The organism is Paenibacillus sp. VCA1 (assembly GCF_031583795.1).
Taxonomy (GTDB): Bacteria; Bacillota; Bacilli; order Paenibacillales; family Paenibacillaceae; genus Paenibacillus_AQ; species Paenibacillus_AQ albilobatus.
In genome coordinates, this window is the sequence record NZ_JAVLSX010000011.1 from 33,643 (window position 1) to 49,575 (window position 15,933).

The 15,933-nt window shown below is 50.2% G+C and carries 18 protein-coding genes; 17 read left to right on the forward strand and 1 reads right to left on the reverse strand.

Annotation, left to right across the window (positions count from 1 at the left end; translation table 11 throughout):
* The first annotated feature begins 60 nt into the window (after positions 1–60).
* The 15 genes from RJP21_RS23100 (at position 61) to RJP21_RS23170 (ending at position 10,490) form a co-directional block, all read left to right on the forward strand.
* Entirely contained in the window at positions 61–606 is a 546-nt protein-coding gene (locus RJP21_RS23100) for a hypothetical protein (RefSeq protein ID WP_310861404.1), read from the forward strand.
* Positions 607–658: 52 nt separating this feature from the next.
* Positions 659–1,123: a GNAT family N-acetyltransferase gene (locus RJP21_RS23105; protein WP_310861405.1), complete on the forward strand. Its 465-nt coding sequence runs from the start codon at positions 659–661 to the stop codon at positions 1,121–1,123.
* Positions 1,124–1,158: 35 nt separating this feature from the next.
* Positions 1,159–1,731, forward strand: a complete 573-nt coding sequence (locus RJP21_RS23110; RefSeq protein ID WP_310861406.1) for a histidine phosphatase family protein — start codon at positions 1,159–1,161, stop codon at positions 1,729–1,731.
* Positions 1,732–1,840: 109 nt separating this feature from the next.
* The gene (locus RJP21_RS23115) at positions 1,841–2,404 is read left to right on the forward strand and encodes a YdcF family protein (protein WP_310861407.1); all 564 of its coding nucleotides are present in this window, start codon (positions 1,841–1,843) and stop codon (positions 2,402–2,404) included.
* A gap of 92 nt (positions 2,405–2,496) precedes the next feature.
* Positions 2,497–2,805 (forward strand): DUF3977 family protein, encoded by a 309-nt coding sequence (locus tag RJP21_RS23120; protein WP_310861408.1) that lies wholly within the window; start codon positions 2,497–2,499, stop codon positions 2,803–2,805.
* Positions 2,806–2,849: 44 nt separating this feature from the next.
* The gene (locus RJP21_RS23125; protein WP_310861409.1) at positions 2,850–3,230 is read left to right on the forward strand and encodes a hypothetical protein; all 381 of its coding nucleotides are present in this window, start codon (positions 2,850–2,852) and stop codon (positions 3,228–3,230) included.
* A complete protein-coding gene (gene thyX, locus RJP21_RS23130; protein ID WP_310861541.1) occupies positions 3,205–3,927 on the forward strand; it encodes an FAD-dependent thymidylate synthase in 723 nt (240 codons plus the stop codon). Before RJP21_RS23125 ends, thyX begins: the two co-directional genes overlap by 26 nt.
* 31 nt (positions 3,928–3,958) lie before the next feature.
* Complete coding sequence (locus tag RJP21_RS23135) at positions 3,959–4,369, forward strand: GNAT family N-acetyltransferase (protein WP_310861410.1); 411 nt, start codon at positions 3,959–3,961, stop codon at positions 4,367–4,369.
* Positions 4,370–4,401: 32 nt separating this feature from the next.
* Entirely contained in the window at positions 4,402–4,950 is a 549-nt protein-coding gene (locus RJP21_RS23140; protein ID WP_310861411.1) for a GrpB family protein, read from the forward strand.
* Between the two features lie 36 nt (positions 4,951–4,986).
* Positions 4,987–5,634, forward strand: coding sequence for a hypothetical protein (locus RJP21_RS23145; protein WP_310861412.1), 648 nt, complete (start codon positions 4,987–4,989; stop codon positions 5,632–5,634).
* A complete protein-coding gene (locus tag RJP21_RS23150; protein ID WP_310861413.1) occupies positions 5,634–6,140 on the forward strand; it encodes a GNAT family N-acetyltransferase in 507 nt (168 codons plus the stop codon). The genes RJP21_RS23145 and RJP21_RS23150 overlap by 1 nt, the downstream gene beginning before the upstream one ends.
* Positions 6,141–6,238: 98 nt before the next feature.
* Positions 6,239–6,556, forward strand: coding sequence for a hypothetical protein (locus RJP21_RS23155; protein ID WP_310861414.1), 318 nt, complete (start codon positions 6,239–6,241; stop codon positions 6,554–6,556).
* A gap of 408 nt (positions 6,557–6,964) precedes the next feature.
* A complete protein-coding gene (locus tag RJP21_RS23160) occupies positions 6,965–7,897 on the forward strand; it encodes an ABC transporter permease (protein WP_310861542.1) in 933 nt (310 codons plus the stop codon).
* Between the two features lie 16 nt (positions 7,898–7,913).
* Positions 7,914–8,822, forward strand: coding sequence for a carbohydrate ABC transporter permease (locus RJP21_RS23165; protein WP_310861415.1), 909 nt, complete (start codon positions 7,914–7,916; stop codon positions 8,820–8,822).
* A gap of 57 nt (positions 8,823–8,879) precedes the next feature.
* Positions 8,880–10,490 carry a type 2 periplasmic-binding domain-containing protein gene (locus tag RJP21_RS23170; protein WP_310861416.1) on the forward strand — a complete coding sequence of 537 codons (1,611 nt, stop codon included), beginning with the start codon at positions 8,880–8,882 and terminating at the stop codon, positions 10,488–10,490.
* A gap of 66 nt (positions 10,491–10,556) precedes the next feature.
* Here RJP21_RS23170 and RJP21_RS23175 read toward each other — a convergent pair whose 3' ends face one another.
* Positions 10,557–12,854 carry a helix-turn-helix domain-containing protein gene (locus tag RJP21_RS23175; protein WP_310861417.1) on the reverse strand — a complete coding sequence of 766 codons (2,298 nt, stop codon included), beginning with the start codon at positions 12,852–12,854 and terminating at the stop codon, positions 10,557–10,559.
* Between the two features lie 282 nt (positions 12,855–13,136).
* Here RJP21_RS23175 and RJP21_RS23180 point away from each other — a divergent pair, with 282 nt between their 5' ends.
* Together RJP21_RS23180 and RJP21_RS23185 are read left to right on the forward strand one after the other, a co-directional pair.
* Positions 13,137–14,525 carry an alpha-L-fucosidase gene (locus RJP21_RS23180; RefSeq protein WP_310861418.1) on the forward strand — a complete coding sequence of 463 codons (1,389 nt, stop codon included), beginning with the start codon at positions 13,137–13,139 and terminating at the stop codon, positions 14,523–14,525.
* Between the two features lie 93 nt (positions 14,526–14,618).
* A complete protein-coding gene (locus tag RJP21_RS23185; RefSeq protein WP_310861419.1) occupies positions 14,619–15,905 on the forward strand; it encodes an alpha-L-fucosidase in 1,287 nt (428 codons plus the stop codon).
* The last annotated feature ends 28 nt before the right edge of the window (positions 15,906–15,933 follow it).

A 15,933-nucleotide genomic window follows, 5' to 3' on the forward strand; every position in this document is an offset into this window, starting at 1 on the left:
CGGCCCTTCGACTCGAATTGGGAGCCGGGCTTATTCGGGTTCATATCTTCTAAAGGAGAGATGATACGGTTGGATGAATGTTTCTTATACCATTATTACGAAGCTGGAAACGGGCCGTTTAGGAATTTATCGCAATTACCGCTGGAAGAAGCTTTTGCAGTGATGGATAAGATCAAGATGGAAGGAACGTCTTTTGCAAGTAAACGATCGGACGATTATTTGATCATTCGACGGGAATTGGAACAGCATGCAAGGAAATTATTTATCTACAAAGGCGGGAAACCACAAACAGCATATCCGCACTATATGACGTTAGGGGAGTGCAACTGGCTAAAGGAATGGTATCAGACCCCTAAGGAAATCAAAATACATATAAATGAATTTGATTCGAAAACGATTAGTTTCACATACGGGGATTTATTTCCTACGATGAGGTATAAGGACGATAGGCCCTATCGAGGGCAGCTCTATCTGAAAAATGAAATTTCGAAATTGGTACAACAATACGGTTGGCCGCAAGAATGGAATAAGGAGGGAAACCACGGACCTGAACGGTACATCGAAGTACAAGTATGGGATGATCAAGTGATTCAACGATATTTGTGATGTCAGAATAGAGCGGCACAAGTAGGAGAAGAAAAAAAGGAGGCGTACTCGTTTGCAAACAAGGAACCTCATCATCCGCCATGCAGAACCCGAAGATGTTCCCGGAATGTGGCCGATCATTGAAGATCATTCAGACCAGAATAAAGAATTGTTTATTCGCAGAGTGCTGGAAAAAAGATTGCTGGCAGATCATTATATTCCGGTGGCGTTGCTTGAAAATCAAGTGCTGGGATATGCATGGGTTCACGATTATGGCCCGCATATTCGGACCGGACACAGCACGGCAAGATTAAATGACCTATTCGTTAGCGGCGGCCATCGGAGAAAAGGCGTGGGTCACCAATTGTTCCAGGCGGTCAAAAGCTGGTGCGATGCAAGGCAAGTCAGATGGCTGCAGTGGCAATCAAGCGCCGCAGGACTTCCTTTTTACGAAAGTTTGGGGTTTAAAGGTGATTCTTGTCCGGATCCGGAGCATCCTTTTTTCGAAATCGAATTCAGCGCAAAAAAGAAAACTTGAACATGGATGAAACTTTTAAGCAGAGAGGTGATTACATGGAGATTGTTTTTATCCGCCATGGCCATGGGGAGCATCTTATCGATTATCCTCACCAGTTAAACAAGCTGCATCCGGGATTAACGAGTCGCGGAATTTCACAAATACAGACCCTGCGGCAGCAGCTACCGATATATGATGAAGACCTCGTTTTGGTCAGTCCAACCAAGCGCACGATCGAAACGGCCCGAATTTTATGCCCAGCCCAAAAGATTTATGTGACTCCGCTCGTTGGTCCCCGCATGTTTCCGCAAAATCCTGATTATCCGGCACTTGTCTGTGATGAGATTTACACCAATGAAGAGGTCCGGGTGTTTGATCCTGAATGCGAGGTATTGGATTTGGGGTTGGATTGTTGGACGGAAGGGATTAATCGAATGGATCAAAACGTTTTTGAAATATACGCAGGGAAACTATTGGATTGGTGCCTTGACCGCGCCAAGCGGGTGATCATCATTTCTCACGATGGAACGATCACGAACTACCGGTTAGTGCTAGGGGAAAAAGATTTAACACGCGATGATTTTCTTGGAGAGGCGGGAGTATTTGAAACGACAATTTTTTCACATTAGGTTTTAATAATAGATTCCTGTATCGACACTTCGGCTTCGGATGTCATATGTTATATTGGAAGTTAACACTAGATTGCTAGAGCGTCCGAGTGAACGGGAGGTGTTGGACATGAAATATCCTTTTGATTGTCTTACGGATCTTGTTTTTGTCGAAGAAGAGCCCATTCTTCCGGCCGATATCATCTTGGTGCCGGGGGGAAGTCACACGGATCCGATGAGCATGGCAGCTGAACTATACCTTGCCGGTATGGCGCCATATATTTTGCCGTCGGGTGGATACAATATGAAGCTTGGGATGACCGAGTGGGAATTTTTTCGGGATATCGGCGTCTCGATGGGCGTCCCTGAGCACTCCATTCTTAAGGAAAACCAGGCCAAAAATACGTTTGATAACGCCAGAAACTCTTGGAAGGTTATACAAGACAACCATATCGAAGTGAAGCGGGCCATTATGGTATGCAAATCTTATTTTTCCAGAAGGGCGCTGATGACTTATCAAACGGTATTTCCGCCAAGCGTAACCATTCAAGTCATGCTGGACGATCTTCGGATCAATCGGGATAATTGGTTTCAAGACGAAGAAGGCATCCGATTGGTGCTGACGGAGGCGAAGAAAATATCGACTTATTTTGCCTACCATATCCCCAATTGGGTAAAACAAAACGGAAGTTGATGCTAAAAAGCTGAGCGGACCGGGGCGAATTCTTTGCGGCTAATGACATTGGATTCGCCCGCTTGTTTACATATTTCAGACCGATTATATCAATGGATGCAACCCGAGTGGCTCGACGCCGATTGCACATTAGACCGCATTCCAATGTTGAGGTGAACGGCTTGAAAAAATATACGGAAATCGGATTCGGCAATACATGGTTTATACGAACGGAATTCGAGGATTCGGATGGCACGGAGAGGGAAGTTCGGGGTTTTACGGCACCTTTTAAGCTGCAATCGGTCTATTTCAGGTTATGGATGGGAAAAAAGGTCATCATACTTGATTCGAAGGAAGGTTTAAAGCTGTCATCCAAGAATAGGAAAAACTTTAAACTCGTTATCGGGTTTATGGGGATATAGTTCGGAACTGGAACATTGAGAGCCCAAGAAACGGAGGTAATAAAGTGAATAAAATAGGGATACTTGCGGCAATCGCCATATCCTTATTGGTAGGTTTTGGTGCAGGAAGGTTGTACAGCGACTATATCAAAGTGAATACGGCTGTAAAAGAATCGTTGGAACGGCGAACGGTCGAATACTTAAAGCAAAAAGGATATTCTCCTGACCAATATACGATGACAACGATAAAAGCCGTAAAATTCGATGGCATGAACGACTACTCCGTTGATGTTCAATTTAAGGATGAAGCGTCGAGACATTACTACTACAGTGAGGATCCTGAAGGGAATATCCAGCAATACGGTTTTAACGGAACGAAACATATTGAGAGCGAAAGCCACGCAAAAGGGGAAATGGATGATGTCGATGATCGAGGTTTTGGATAAAGGTTATGTGCGGCTGGTTAACCATATGGGATCGGATTTGACGGTCGTGAACGCGGCGCGGGTATCTTACGCCAAAGAGTCGAAGGAGTTGAGCGATAAAGATATCCGGCTGATCAAGTTTCTTGCCCGGGAGGGGCACACTTCGCCGTTTCGGCACGTCATCCTGCAATTTGAAATTTTCGCACCGCTGATGGTGGCAAGGCAATGGTGGAAATACGTTATAGGCTCCGCGCATGCCGAAGGAACGGGCGACAGCTTGGAGGCGTGGAACGAGTCGAGCCGCCGATATATTACGGAAGAACCGACATTTTACATACCGGGAGAACAACAATGGCGGAGCAAGCCGGAAAATTCCAAACAGGGCAGCGGGGCTGTACTCGGGAATGAAGCGGGGCAAAAATTAACGAAGGAATTGATCGATTATATCGAGTTGGGCGTTCAAAAATATGAAGCTGCGCTGCAGGACGGTGTTTGCGCGGAGCAGGCGCGGTTATTTTTGCCTTCCTACGGCATGTACGTGAGATGGTATTGGACGGCCTCGCTCCAATCGGTATGCCATTTTTTGAACCAAAGATTGGAGCATGACGCCCAAAAAGAAATACAGGACTACGCTAAAGCGATTTTGGAGCTCAGCAAGCCGCTTTATCCCGTATCCGTCGAGGAATTGATGGGTCGTTCGGAAACAGCGGAGGTTTAAGGTCATATAGAAGAGGAGAAATGAGCCGAATATGATATCTAGAAGTTCGAAAGAAGAAAGCAGCTACGTTAGAAACAGACTGATCGAATTTAATGCCGGCCAGCTGCCGGATGATCTAAAGAATCGTTATGAGGAAATCAATCTGCATGTGAAGGATGACGAAGGGAATATTATTGCCGGTCTGCTTAGCGTCATGTGTTGGAACTGGCTGGAGGTCGACATTTTATGGGTGGATCCACGCTATCGAAAGCAAGAACAAGGCTCCAAGCTGCTGATGGAGGCGGAAAAGATTGCGCGGGAAAAGGGATGCACCTTCATTAAGCTGAATACGTTCAGCTTCCAGGCACCGGAGTTTTACAAAAAGCACGGTTACCGCGAAATCGCCGTCATCGACGACGCGCCGCGGGGATTCAAGCATTATTATTTTAAGAAGGATTTGTAGGGAAATCACAAGGATTCACCAAGGAGAACCTTATGCCTTACAACACATATTATCTCGCCCCGTACGACCCGGACTGGAAAAGAGAGTTCGCGGAGCTTGGAGCACGCATCAAACATGCGCTGGGAGACATTCCCCTTCGTGTTGATCATATCGGTTCGACCTCGGTGGAGGGGCTGGCGGCCAAGCCGATCATCGACATTCAGGTTTCGGTGGCTTCTTTAGAGCCGATTGGGCTGTACAAACCGCAAATGGAGGCGATCGGTTTCATCCACCAGGCGGACAACGAGGAGCGGACCAAGCGGTATTTTAGGGAGTCGCCGGGCCAAAAAAGGGTGCACATCCATGTCCGGGAGCAGGGAAGCTTCGGCGAGCAGTTTGCGCTGTTGTTCCGGGATTATTTGCGGGAGCATCCGTCGGAAGGGCAATTATACGTTGCGGAAAAGCGGAGGCTTATGAGTGAGTATCCGGATGAGCGGCAGAAGTATGTCGAAGAAAAAGAACCGATGATTTGGGAGATCATGCGGAGAGCAAGCCGGTGGAGCCAGCAGGTCGGGTGGAAACCGGGGCCTGCGGATTATTGAGCGGTAAGGAGCGTAAAACACGAGGAGGGATATGCCATGCCATGGCCCATGGTCCATTTTGCAGTCGCCCAAAGATTATTCGAGCCCGGTCCTTCGCCCGCTTTTTTGTTAGGCAGCATTTCGCCCGACGCGATTCATGCCCGGGAGCATGTCACCCGGAAGGAAAAGGGCGTTACCCACCTGGTCCACGAAGGACGGTTTCCAAGCATTCAAACGCTTCAGCAGGCCTGCGTTTCCTATTTGGATCAACACCGGGACCCGGATTGGAAGGCATTCGTTTGGGGGTATTTTGCGCACATTTATACGGATATCCGGTGGACCGAAACGCTTTACGCTGATTTTGAGCGGGAGTATGTAGGCGATCCCGACAAGATCAGGGATACGTATAACCGCGAGGTCAGCCAGCTGGAGTTCGATTTGCTGAAACGGGAGCCGTGGGCGCAGGATGCACTCATCCAATTGCGGCAGGCGCGCGCTTTTGCGGTTGAACCGTTCCTTACGCAAGACGAAGTCAGCCGGTACAGGGACATGAAACTCGCATGGCTCGAAGAGGAGCGTCATGAGCCGAAGATCGAAACCATGTATTTTCAAGAGACCAAAGCGAGGCGTTTTATCGAAAAAACAGCGGAGGAAATAACGGAATGGGTTGCTTGGGGATTCCCAAGGGAGAGGAGCGTCACCTAATGTACATTCAAAACATACAACGAGAGCAGGCGGCCGAGTTCTGGAAGCTGCGGCTTGAAGCGTTGAAAACGCATCCCGAAGCCTTTGGCTCCTCCTATGAGGATCAAGTGCATACGCCGATGAATGAGGTCGAACTGAGAATAAACAATGAACCGGATAATTATATCCTTGGCGCGTTTACGGAAGAGGGCCAACTTGTCGGGATGGCCGGATTCCGCCGGGAACCGGGCAGGAAGGTCCGGCATAAAGGCATGGTGTGGGGAGTGTACGTCGTTTCCGCTCATCGCGGCAAAGGCATCGCCAAACAGCTCATGGCGGAAATTTTGCGCCGGGGTCAAGAAATCGAAGGCCTGCGGCAGATCCAGCTGTCGGTGGTGACGGCCAACACGGCTGCGTCGGCGTTATATAAGGGATTGGGTTTTGTCGGTTACGGCCTGGAAAAAGAAGCATTGATCGTGGACGGACGGTTGTATGACGAAGAGTTTATGGCGTATTTTTTAGGATAAACCATGAAGGTTGCGAACATTCATCCATTGTAGGGTTGCTTCAGGCGAGGATATAGTTAATGTTATTATCATAGATCTTGATGATATGGGGTGATTCCTTGAGGCTAACCCTTCGTTTTATTCTGATTTGTATTCTCGCCGTTTGCTTCTCCTCATGCAATGATCAGGTTTCGTCCACCGTTTCTTATATCCAGGTCATCGGTAAAGAAACCGGGGAAAAAGGGAGCAGCACCATCACCGTGAAAAATCCATACGATAAAAACGCAAAGCCATTCAAAATAACCATTGCGGATGAGATGCTCTGGAATTTGATCGAAGTCGACCGCATTTATTTTTCTTCTTATGAAACGTATGGCAATGGAGATGTAAAGCTCGAAATGATTAAATATCCGGATGATGCATCACCCAAAAAGTAGACTCAAGGGAGAGATTCCCTTGGGTCTTTTTACATGTGTCCCTTTTGATTCGAAAACGTTATTATGGGGGCTGCAAGCTTTGCGGAAAAACCGACCGGGGATTATGAAAAGGCTGTCATAAAGTGTCGATTGGTCATATTTGATGTCGTTCTGAAAGCCTTTTCCCGCAAGCAAAAACGACATATTGTCTGCCTGTCACCCCCGATTGTCACACGGCGAAAACCCTGATGTGGCGCGGGTTTGCGCCGCTTCTAAAATGACATATTTACGATGCTTGGACATTTGTCTATCGTTAAGCATGTAAGCGCTAGCAACCCTGCATAACTTCTAGAGAAAACAAACAGAAAGAAATCATATGAAAGGGGTGATCCTATGCAGGATACAAAAGCTGCTGTTCCGGGCAATGCAATGTTGAAACCGGGAAAGGCCGGTACCGGCAAGGGCGTCTGGAAGAGAATCATAACCAACTGGGAATTGTACATCTTTATTGCGCCAGCGTTTCTGTACTTTCTCATTTTCTCTTACGGGCCGATGTACGGCATTCAGATCGCGTTCAAAAACTTCATTCCGACAAAAGGGATTTCGGGAAGCCCGTGGGTCGGCTTCGACCATTTCGAGCGCTTCTTCCATTCCTATTATTTTTGGGATTTGTTATGGAACACACTGAGCATCAGCTTGTACGAACTCGCCATCGGATTTCCGATTCCGATTATTTTGGCGCTCGCTTTCAATGAAGTGAGAAACGGTTTCTTCAAGAAACTGGCTCAAACGGTAACGTATGCGCCGCATTTTATTTCCGTCGTGGTCATGGCCGGGATGATTATTTCCTTCTTGTCTCCATCGACAGGGATCGTGACGCACATCATTGAAGGGCTTGGCTTTAAATCACCGGACTTCTTGACGGATCCGAGATGGTTTAAAACGATGTATGTATTGTCCGGCGTGTGGCAGAGCGCGGGCTGGGGAACGATCATTTACCTCGCGGCGCTTTCCGGGGTGGATCCGGGACTTCACGAAGCGGCGATCATCGACGGGGCCTCGCGGTTCCAGCGCATTCGCCATATTAACATCCCGACGCTGGTCCCTACGATGACAATCCTGCTCATTTTGAACATGGGTAGCTTGCTGGGGGTAGGCTTCGAAAAGATTCTCCTGCTGCAAAACCCGCTGAACATGGGATCTTCGGACGTCATTTCAACGTTCGTGTACCGCTCCGGGCTCGTGGACGCGCAGTATAGCTTCTCGACAGCGATCGGCTTGTTTAACTCCGTGATCAACTGCGTGATGCTGATCGTCGTGAACCAGATTGTGCGCCGGACGAGCGAGAATAGTTTGTGGTAGAAAAGGAGGGGCACGGATGTTAACAGGCGTAAAAGAAACCAAACGCGACAAGATCTTTGTAATTTGCAACTACATTTACGTGCTTCTGGCTTTCCTGATCGTCTTTTATCCGTTGGTCTACATGATCAGCGCATCGATCAGCAATCCGAAGTTCGTAGGCTCCGGGGAAATGTGGCTGTGGCCGAAAGGCATCACCTTTGACGGCTATAAGCGCGTGTTCGAAAATTCAAGCATTTGGATCGGCTACGGCAATACGATTTTGTACACGGTCGTGGGTACCGCGATCAACCTGATCGTAACGCTGCCTGCAGCGTATGCGCTGAGCCGCAAGGACTTCGTCGGACGCAACTTCTTTATGGGCATGTTTATGGTGACCATGTTCTTTGGCGGCGGTCTGGTGCCGACCTACCTGCTCGTCAAGCAGCTCGGCATGATCAACTCCATGTGGGCGATCGTGATTCCGTCTGCCGCATCGATTTGGAACATCATCGTTTCCCGCACGTTTTTCCAAAGCTCGATTCCGAAGGAGCTGCAGGAAGCGGCCCAAATCGACGGTTGTACCAACATGCGGCTGTTCGTTAAAATCATTCTGCCGCTGTCGATGCCGATTATCGCGGTTATGGCGTTGTTTTACGGCGTCGGCAACTGGAACAGCTACTTCTCGGCGCTCATTTATTTGAATGATTCCGCCAAATATCCGCTGCAGCTCGTCTTGCGCCAAATTCTCGTTTTGCAGGAGATGGCGGCCCAGGGCGGAGGGGCGATCGACGCTTCGACAGCCGCTGCGATGAACAGCAAAGCCGAAATCGCGGCGCTGGTCAAATACGCGGTCATCATCGTGGCGACGCTTCCAGTCATTGTAATTTACCCGTTCTTACAGCGTTATTTCGTTCAAGGTGTTATGATTGGTTCCGTAAAGGGCTGATCTTGCTAAATGGGGATTTTGCAAAATCCCGAACTACTAAAAAGGGGAGTTATACAGATGAAAAACATTCGCAAGGCTTCATCCATTTTACTTTGCCTTACCCTTTCCGCGTCCTTGCTTGCAGCATGCGGATCGTCCAAAGGCAGCGAAGGCGCATCCTCTTCGGCGCAGACTCAGGCTGAAGGCGTGAAAAAAGACGGTTTTCCGATCGTGGACAAGCAGCTTACGCTGACCATGATGTCGCAGGACGCCGGCGTGGCGGACTGGAACCAAATGCCCGTGCTTAAAGAGATGGAAAAACTGACGAACATCAAATTCAATTATCAGCTTTCGCCGATCGACAGCTTTGCGACGAAGAAAAACCTGGTGTTCGCGAGCGGCGACTTGCCGGACGTATTTTACGGAGCGGATCTGAAGCCTGCTGAACAGGTGACCTACGGAACGCAGGGCGTCCTGATTCCTTTGGAAAAGTACATCGACGGAGGTTACGCGCCGAACATCAAAAAAATCTTCGACGAGCATCCGGACATCCGCAAATCGTTTACGACGCCGGACGGACATATCTATGCGCTTCCGAACGTCGACCTTTCCGCCGTCTGGTACCGCAGCCCGATGTGGTATAACGGCAAGTTCCTGAAAGCGCTAAACGTTACCGAGCTGCCAAAAACGACGGAAGAGCTGTACACGTATCTCAAACGCGTGAAAAACGAAGATCCGAACGGCAACGGCAAAAAGGACGAAATCCCTCTGACTTCCGTAAAGCTTGACGATTTGCGCATGTACTTCCTCGGTTTCTTTGGCATCTATGACGAAGTGATTTACGCGGATAAAGACGGCAAAGTTCACTATACGCCTCAAGAAGAAGGCTACAAAGGTTACCTGACATTCATGAACCGCTTGTGGAAAGAAGATCTTCTGGACCACGAGACGTTCTCGCAAACGCCTGAACAGAAAAAAGCGAAGGGCCAAAACAACCAGCTGGGCGTATTTAACGATTATTATCCATACTTTACGCTCGGAGGCGAACCAAGCGGCGATAACCCGCTCATGACGCCGGTGAAGAGCGAAATTCCAGGTTCTCCGGTATACGGAAAGCATCCGGGCATTTCGGCCAACGGCACGTTTGCGATTACGAGCAAAAACCCTGCTCCGGAAGCGACCATGCGCTGGATCGACTACCAATACGGCTATGACGGCGCGACGCTGTTTGCCCAAGGCCCTGAGAACCTGCTGTGGAAATACAAAAACAAAGAAACGCATGAAAAAGAATGGCTTCCGGTTCCGGGAGGAAAAGACCGCGAGGAATACCGCGGCACAATGACGCCGAACTACGGCATTCTGACGCCGGGCATGAACTCCGCCGAGCTGACCAATGGTCTGAAGAGCGATTTCGACAAGTGGATCGACAAGGAAAATGCAGAGAAGCTTGTACCGATCGGCAAAACGCCGTTCCCTAACGTGTACTTGACGAATGAAGAGCAAAGCGAAGCAACGGCGCTGCTGTCCGACCTCAATACGTACGTTCAGCAGATGGAAGCGAAGTTCGTGACCGGACAAGAGCCGCTTTCCAATTGGGACAAATACGTCGCTCAGCTGAAAAAGATGGGCGCAGACCGTATCGTAGAGCTTTACCAAGGGGCATACGACCGCTGGAACTCCGAGAAGTAATTTATTAGCAGAACAAAATGAAGCCAACATGTCCCGGTCGTAAAGACCGGATGTTGGCTTTCATCATTATTCGCCGTCCAAATCGGATTCGTTTCCGGCTTGGCCGTCCGGCGAAAACATTTTGCGGTATTGGCCCGGCGTATAACCGGTTTCCTTCTTGAATTTCCGGATAAAGTTGGGCGTGTCCAGGTAACCGACCCGAAGGATGATGTCCTTTAACGGATCGCCCGTCGTCTTCAGCTGGTGCATCACTTCTTCCATCCTTTTTTGCCAGATGTACTGGATGAAGTTCAGTCCCATTTTATCCTTGAAGGAGCGGCTGACATGCGATGGGGAGATGCTGAACTCGAAAGCGACGGTTTCCAGGCTGAGCGTATTATCCGTGTAATGCTCGTCGATATAAGCGACGATTTGATCGATGATCGATTGCTCTTCCTTGCGCGTATCCTGCTCGACTTGCGCACAGATCTGCGAGCACAGCTTTAAAAAGCTGCGTTCCAGTTCGTCCAGGGAATTGCCGTAGATCATGTTCGGCGCGATTTCCTGCAGCATGCCGTTGTTGCCGAGCTCGGAAGCGGTTTTCAAAATGCTGTTCAGCAGATCGAAGCAAACGCAACGGATCAGCAGCGCGGAATGCTCGGACGTATGCAGGTTTTGCATCGCCGAATGGACGATTTGGGCCGCGACGTCGTAACTTCCCTGCTTCAAGCTTTGCGAAAGCTTAAGCAGCGTGTTGTTCGGGATCCAGAATTCCTGGTCCTGCGTTTTGGACAACTTTTCGAAATAAGTGACGGAGCCGTAGTCGTTGGAAACGCGAAGCTCAAACGCCGAGCATGCCTCAATAAACGATTGGTTCAACTGATCCGGGCTCGAATAGCAGGTGCCGACGCCGATCATCGGAATCGCTTCGAACGATTCGAGGATGTTGAAGCGCACCGCTTCAACGATCTGCCGGAGACGGGAGAATTCGTCCTTGCCGTCAAGGTTGAAGCTGATGATCAGGCCCAGCTGGTTCAGTTGGGACAGCTCGACGCCATATCCATGGGCGCTTAGCTCCGGAATTTCAATTTGGGAAAGCAGCTCGATCATATCCTGGCGTTCTTGTTTTTCGTTTTCCGTCATCTGGTCTTTGTCCCAGCCGATCACCATCACGAAATGATGGGACTTGTCGAACCGGAGATCAAACGCCTCCTGCAGCTCGGGCGTCAAACTTTGGGCGCTGCCGTACTTCAGCAGCATGGACAGAAAATGGTTCCGGGCAAAAGGCTCCTGCAGGTCGACGCGCGAGCTGTATTCCTGCAAGGCCGTTCGGATCCGGTCCAGCTCGTTGCCCGAGGCGGGAGATCCTTCGGGGCGTTTGACCCCCGATTTCGAGGCCGCAAACTCGACGAGCATCGAAATCGGTTGGTACTGCATGCGGGCCAACACGACGGCAATGGCGGCGCCGACCAGCACGACGATGATAAACAGCATGATGATAAAGCTTCGCACATGCAGCACGCTGCTGAAAAACTGGGCGCTAGGCATGATCGTCACGTAGCTCCAGCCGTTGTTTTCCGATTTGACGGAAACGATCGAATGCGCCTGTCCGTTGATGTTCCGGTCCTGGATGCCGGGCGACAAATTTTCGAACAGCGTCTTTGCGTCTTTTTCGCTCAAGGCTTCCCCTTGACGGTTGTCGACCATGATATGTCCTTCGTTATCGAGGATATACGTTTGGCCTTGGTAGCTTCCGAGAATCGAGTCGATCAGGCTGCTGAGCTCGGATTCCTTGATCAAATACATGACCGTTCCGTGAGGGGTGGAGCTCCCGGGCGTAATCGGAATCAGGTAAGCGAGCATCGTTTCCTGAATTCCGGAAGAGCTCGTTACGATGTCGGCCGGGCGCATGATCGGATATGTCGCCTCGTTTAAATCCCGGTATAGCGTGTCTTTGCTCCAGTTTTTAAAGCTGATGTTTTTCGCAAACACGTCGAAATTGTTCAAGCCTTTGCTGGAGTAGATTTTATCGTCCCGATGAAAATACAGGTACATTTCACCGATGATCGAGCTGGTGGCCTTATATTGGTCCAGCGCCTGAATCGACTCCCAACTGGAGACCGGGTCATGAACCTGGTAACTCGCCAGACGTTTGTCGTAGGAGATACGGGTTGCGATTTCGCTGAGCTCCTTCATCCGTCCGTCGATGATGACCTTCGCCTGCGTCAATTGGGCTAGACGGGACTGCTCGATTTCGGAACGGAGATTCGTGACTGCGTTTTCATAAATGAAAATGGTCATGCAAATCAGAGGAATCAGCAGGATGAACAAATAGGACCAGATATATTTCAAAAACAGCTTGGATTTAAAGTAGTTTCGTTTCAACAATTCTGCCTCCCGTGCGAGCTGATGATCTTTAGGTACCTCATAATGATACCAACAAATCGGCGGTTTGGACATAGAAGGGCGGAAAGTTTCGAAATCGGCCATTTGGAAAAAGCGGGGCAACAAAGAGATTTACCTTCGTTTGAATAGAGGATTCGGCATCCTTTCGAAGAAGTATCTCTCAAAGATAGCGTTTTCATAATTCTGGTGAAAAGCTGGAAACCGCGTTTAAATCCGTTTTTGCAGCGAAATCAAACCACAATCGTGACATGGAGGGTTAGCATGAGTGAAAAGGAACGTTTGATCGAAGAGGAAGAATCCGTTGTCGTGCAAGGGGTCCACAATTACAGCAGCGAGGAGAACTGGGTCAAACCCGAGGATCCGCTGCTTCTGGAGAGGCTCGAATGGTTCAAGGACCAAAAGCTCGGGCTGATGATGCACTGGGGGCCGTATTCCCAGCTGGGCCTGGTCGAATCCTGGGCGCTCAGCGACGTGGACGAGGAATGGTCCCGGAACGAAATCGACTGGGATATCGATGCCGAAGAACTGAAGCGGCAATATGTCGATCTCAATAAAACCTTTAACCCGCTTCGTTTTCAGCCGGATCTTTGGGCGGATCTTGCGGCAGACAACGGCTTCAAATATTTGAACTTTACGACCAAGCACCATGACGGATTTTGCATGTGGGATACCCATACCACCGATTATCGTATTACGGGGCCGGATTGTCCTTTCCATACGCATAAATATGCCGATATTACGAAGCAGCTGTTTAACGCGTTCCGGGCGAGAGGCCTCGGCATTTCCGCCTATTTCTCCAAAGCCGATTGGAATTCGCCGTATTATTGGGCGCCGGGCATGCGGCCGGGAACGACGACGTCCCGCGGACCGACTTATGATCCGAAGGAATACCCTTGGCTGTGGGAGCAATTCGTTCAGTTCACCCATGAACAGATTATGGAGCTGATGACGAACTACGGCCGGATCGACGTGTTGTGGCTGGACGCTGGCTGGGTTAACGACTATCGCGATCAGAACATCCGCCTCGGCGAAGTGGTGGAAAAGGCGCGCAAAATTCAGCCATGGCTTCTGTCGGCGGACCGCACGGTCGGCGGACCTTACGAAAACCTGATTACGCCGGAGCAAACGCTGCCTGAGCGCGCGCTTCACGTGCCGTGGGAAAGCTGCATCACGATGGGATCGGCGTTCTCGTTCCGATACGAGGATAATTACAAATCGGTTCGCCAGCTGATCCATCTTCTCGTCGAAATCGTGGCCAAAGGCGGCAACCTGGCGCTCAACGTCGGACCGCAGCCGGACGGAAGAATCTCCAGAACGGCGATTTCCCGGATTCAGGGCATGGGAGCCTGGCTGAAGGTTCATGGCGAAGGCATCTACGGAACGAGAGTTTGCGAGCCGTATTCGGTGGGCAACGTGCAGTTTACGCAAAAAGACGGCAAAATCTATGCCTTCTACCTGTACAAGGATGAGAACGAAACCGTTCCGGAAGAAATCCATCTGCCGCTGCAGAAGGAGTTCGGCCGGATCGACCTGATCGGCGGGCCGGAAGGGCTCGAGTACCGCAAGACGGAAAACGGCATCGCCGTGCGTCTTCCGGAGAAAGAGCGCGAGGCCAAAGCGCCGATCGCGCATGCGTTCCGGATTCAATAACGCAATCTTATCGCAAGACTGACATATTCGCATGATGTATCGGACTCAACATGAATTGAGCCGACCATTTGATCCGAAAGGTGCTGAACATATATGCAACAATGGTTTGAAGACGCGAAGCTGGGCATTTTTATTCATTACGGGATTTATGCGGTGGACGGCGTGGCCGAATCCTGGTCCTTTTATAACGGCAGAATGTCTTACGAGCAATACATGAAGCAGCTGGACGGCTTCACCGCTTCGAAATTCGACGCGGACAAATGGGCCGACCTGATCGAAAAATCCGGCGCCAAATACGCAGTGCTGACGACGAAACACCATGACGGCGTAGCGTTGTTCGATACGCAATACAGCGATCTGAGCGTCATGAAAAAAACTCCCGCAAAGCGTGACATTATCAAGGAATACGCCGAAGCGATCACGAAGCGGGGGATTCGCCTGGGCATGTATTACTCGCTCATCGACTGGTCGCATCCGGATTATCCAAGCGTGTACGAAGGCGGCAAAGTGCCGGAGGATTTGAGCACGGTCAACCGGTTTTCGAGCCCGCTGGACGGCGTGCAGGACGAGGAAAAATGGCAGAAGTTTTTGCAATTCAACAACGACCAGCTGAAAGAAGTCTTGACGAATTACGGCAAGGTCGACCTGCTGTGGTTCGACGGTGACTGGGAACGGAGCGCCGAGCAGTGGAATTTGCCGGAGTTCAAGCATTACCTGAAATCCTTCAACCCCGATCTGATCATCAACTCGAGGCTTCAAGGACATGGAGATTATAAAACGCCGGAGCAAGGCTTGCCGATCACGAGACCGGAAGGACCGTGGGAGTTCTGTACGACGATCAACTCCTCGTGGGGGTACGTGCCGACGGACAACCATTATAAATCGCTGAATCAGATCATCCGCATGTTCTGCGACTGCATCTCGATGGGCGGCAACATGCTGCTGGACATCGGACCGCGCGAGGACGGAACGATCGACGAACGCCAGGAAGAGATCCTGCTTGGCCTGGGCGACTGGATCCATACGCATGCCGAGGCGGTATACGGTACGCAGGAAGGCATCATGACGCGTTATTACCTTGGAGGCAGCACGTTGTCCAAAGACAAAAAGACGCTGTACCTGTTCGTTTATGACGATCCGAAGGAAAACATCTGCCTGAAGGGATTGTGCAACCCGATAAAGAAGATCACCGTGCTGCATTCGGGGAAAGAGCTTACCCACGAAATTCACGGGGGCGTTCCTTGGTTCAACATTCCGGGCACGACCTGGATTCCTCTGACGGCGGAAGATACGCATGAGCACGTGACCGTGCTGAAACTGGAATTCGACGAAGAAGTGGAGATGTACGGCGGCTCCGGAGCGGTCGTAACGCATAACTAAGGATGAGGAGGCGGCAATCGGAAAGGGG

What these genes read in the sequence shown, in the direction of transcription:
- RJP21_RS23100 (WP_310861404.1), top strand. Translation starts at nt 61, where the DNA reads ATGATACGGTTGGATGAATGTTTCTTATACCATTATTACGAAGCTGGA.
- RJP21_RS23110 (WP_310861406.1), top strand. Translation starts at nt 1,159, where the DNA reads ATGGAGATTGTTTTTATCCGCCATGGCCATGGGGAGCATCTTATCGAT.
- RJP21_RS23115 (WP_310861407.1), top strand. Translation starts at nt 1,841, where the DNA reads ATGAAATATCCTTTTGATTGTCTTACGGATCTTGTTTTTGTCGAAGAA.
- RJP21_RS23120 (WP_310861408.1), top strand. Translation starts at nt 2,497, where the DNA reads ATGGATGCAACCCGAGTGGCTCGACGCCGATTGCACATTAGACCGCAT.
- thyX (WP_310861541.1), top strand. Translation starts at nt 3,205, where the DNA reads ATGTCGATGATCGAGGTTTTGGATAAAGGTTATGTGCGGCTGGTTAAC.
- RJP21_RS23135 (WP_310861410.1), top strand. Translation starts at nt 3,959, where the DNA reads ATGATATCTAGAAGTTCGAAAGAAGAAAGCAGCTACGTTAGAAACAGA.
- RJP21_RS23140 (WP_310861411.1), top strand. Translation starts at nt 4,402, where the DNA reads ATGCCTTACAACACATATTATCTCGCCCCGTACGACCCGGACTGGAAA.
- RJP21_RS23145 (WP_310861412.1), top strand. Translation starts at nt 4,987, where the DNA reads ATGCCATGGCCCATGGTCCATTTTGCAGTCGCCCAAAGATTATTCGAG.
- RJP21_RS23150 (WP_310861413.1), top strand. Translation starts at nt 5,634, where the DNA reads ATGTACATTCAAAACATACAACGAGAGCAGGCGGCCGAGTTCTGGAAG.
- RJP21_RS23160 (WP_310861542.1), top strand. Translation starts at nt 6,965, where the DNA reads ATGTTGAAACCGGGAAAGGCCGGTACCGGCAAGGGCGTCTGGAAGAGA.
- RJP21_RS23165 (WP_310861415.1), top strand. Translation starts at nt 7,914, where the DNA reads ATGTTAACAGGCGTAAAAGAAACCAAACGCGACAAGATCTTTGTAATT.
- RJP21_RS23170 (WP_310861416.1), top strand. Translation starts at nt 8,880, where the DNA reads ATGAAAAACATTCGCAAGGCTTCATCCATTTTACTTTGCCTTACCCTT.
- RJP21_RS23180 (WP_310861418.1), top strand. Translation starts at nt 13,137, where the DNA reads ATGAGTGAAAAGGAACGTTTGATCGAAGAGGAAGAATCCGTTGTCGTG.
- RJP21_RS23185 (WP_310861419.1), top strand. Translation starts at nt 14,619, where the DNA reads ATGCAACAATGGTTTGAAGACGCGAAGCTGGGCATTTTTATTCATTAC.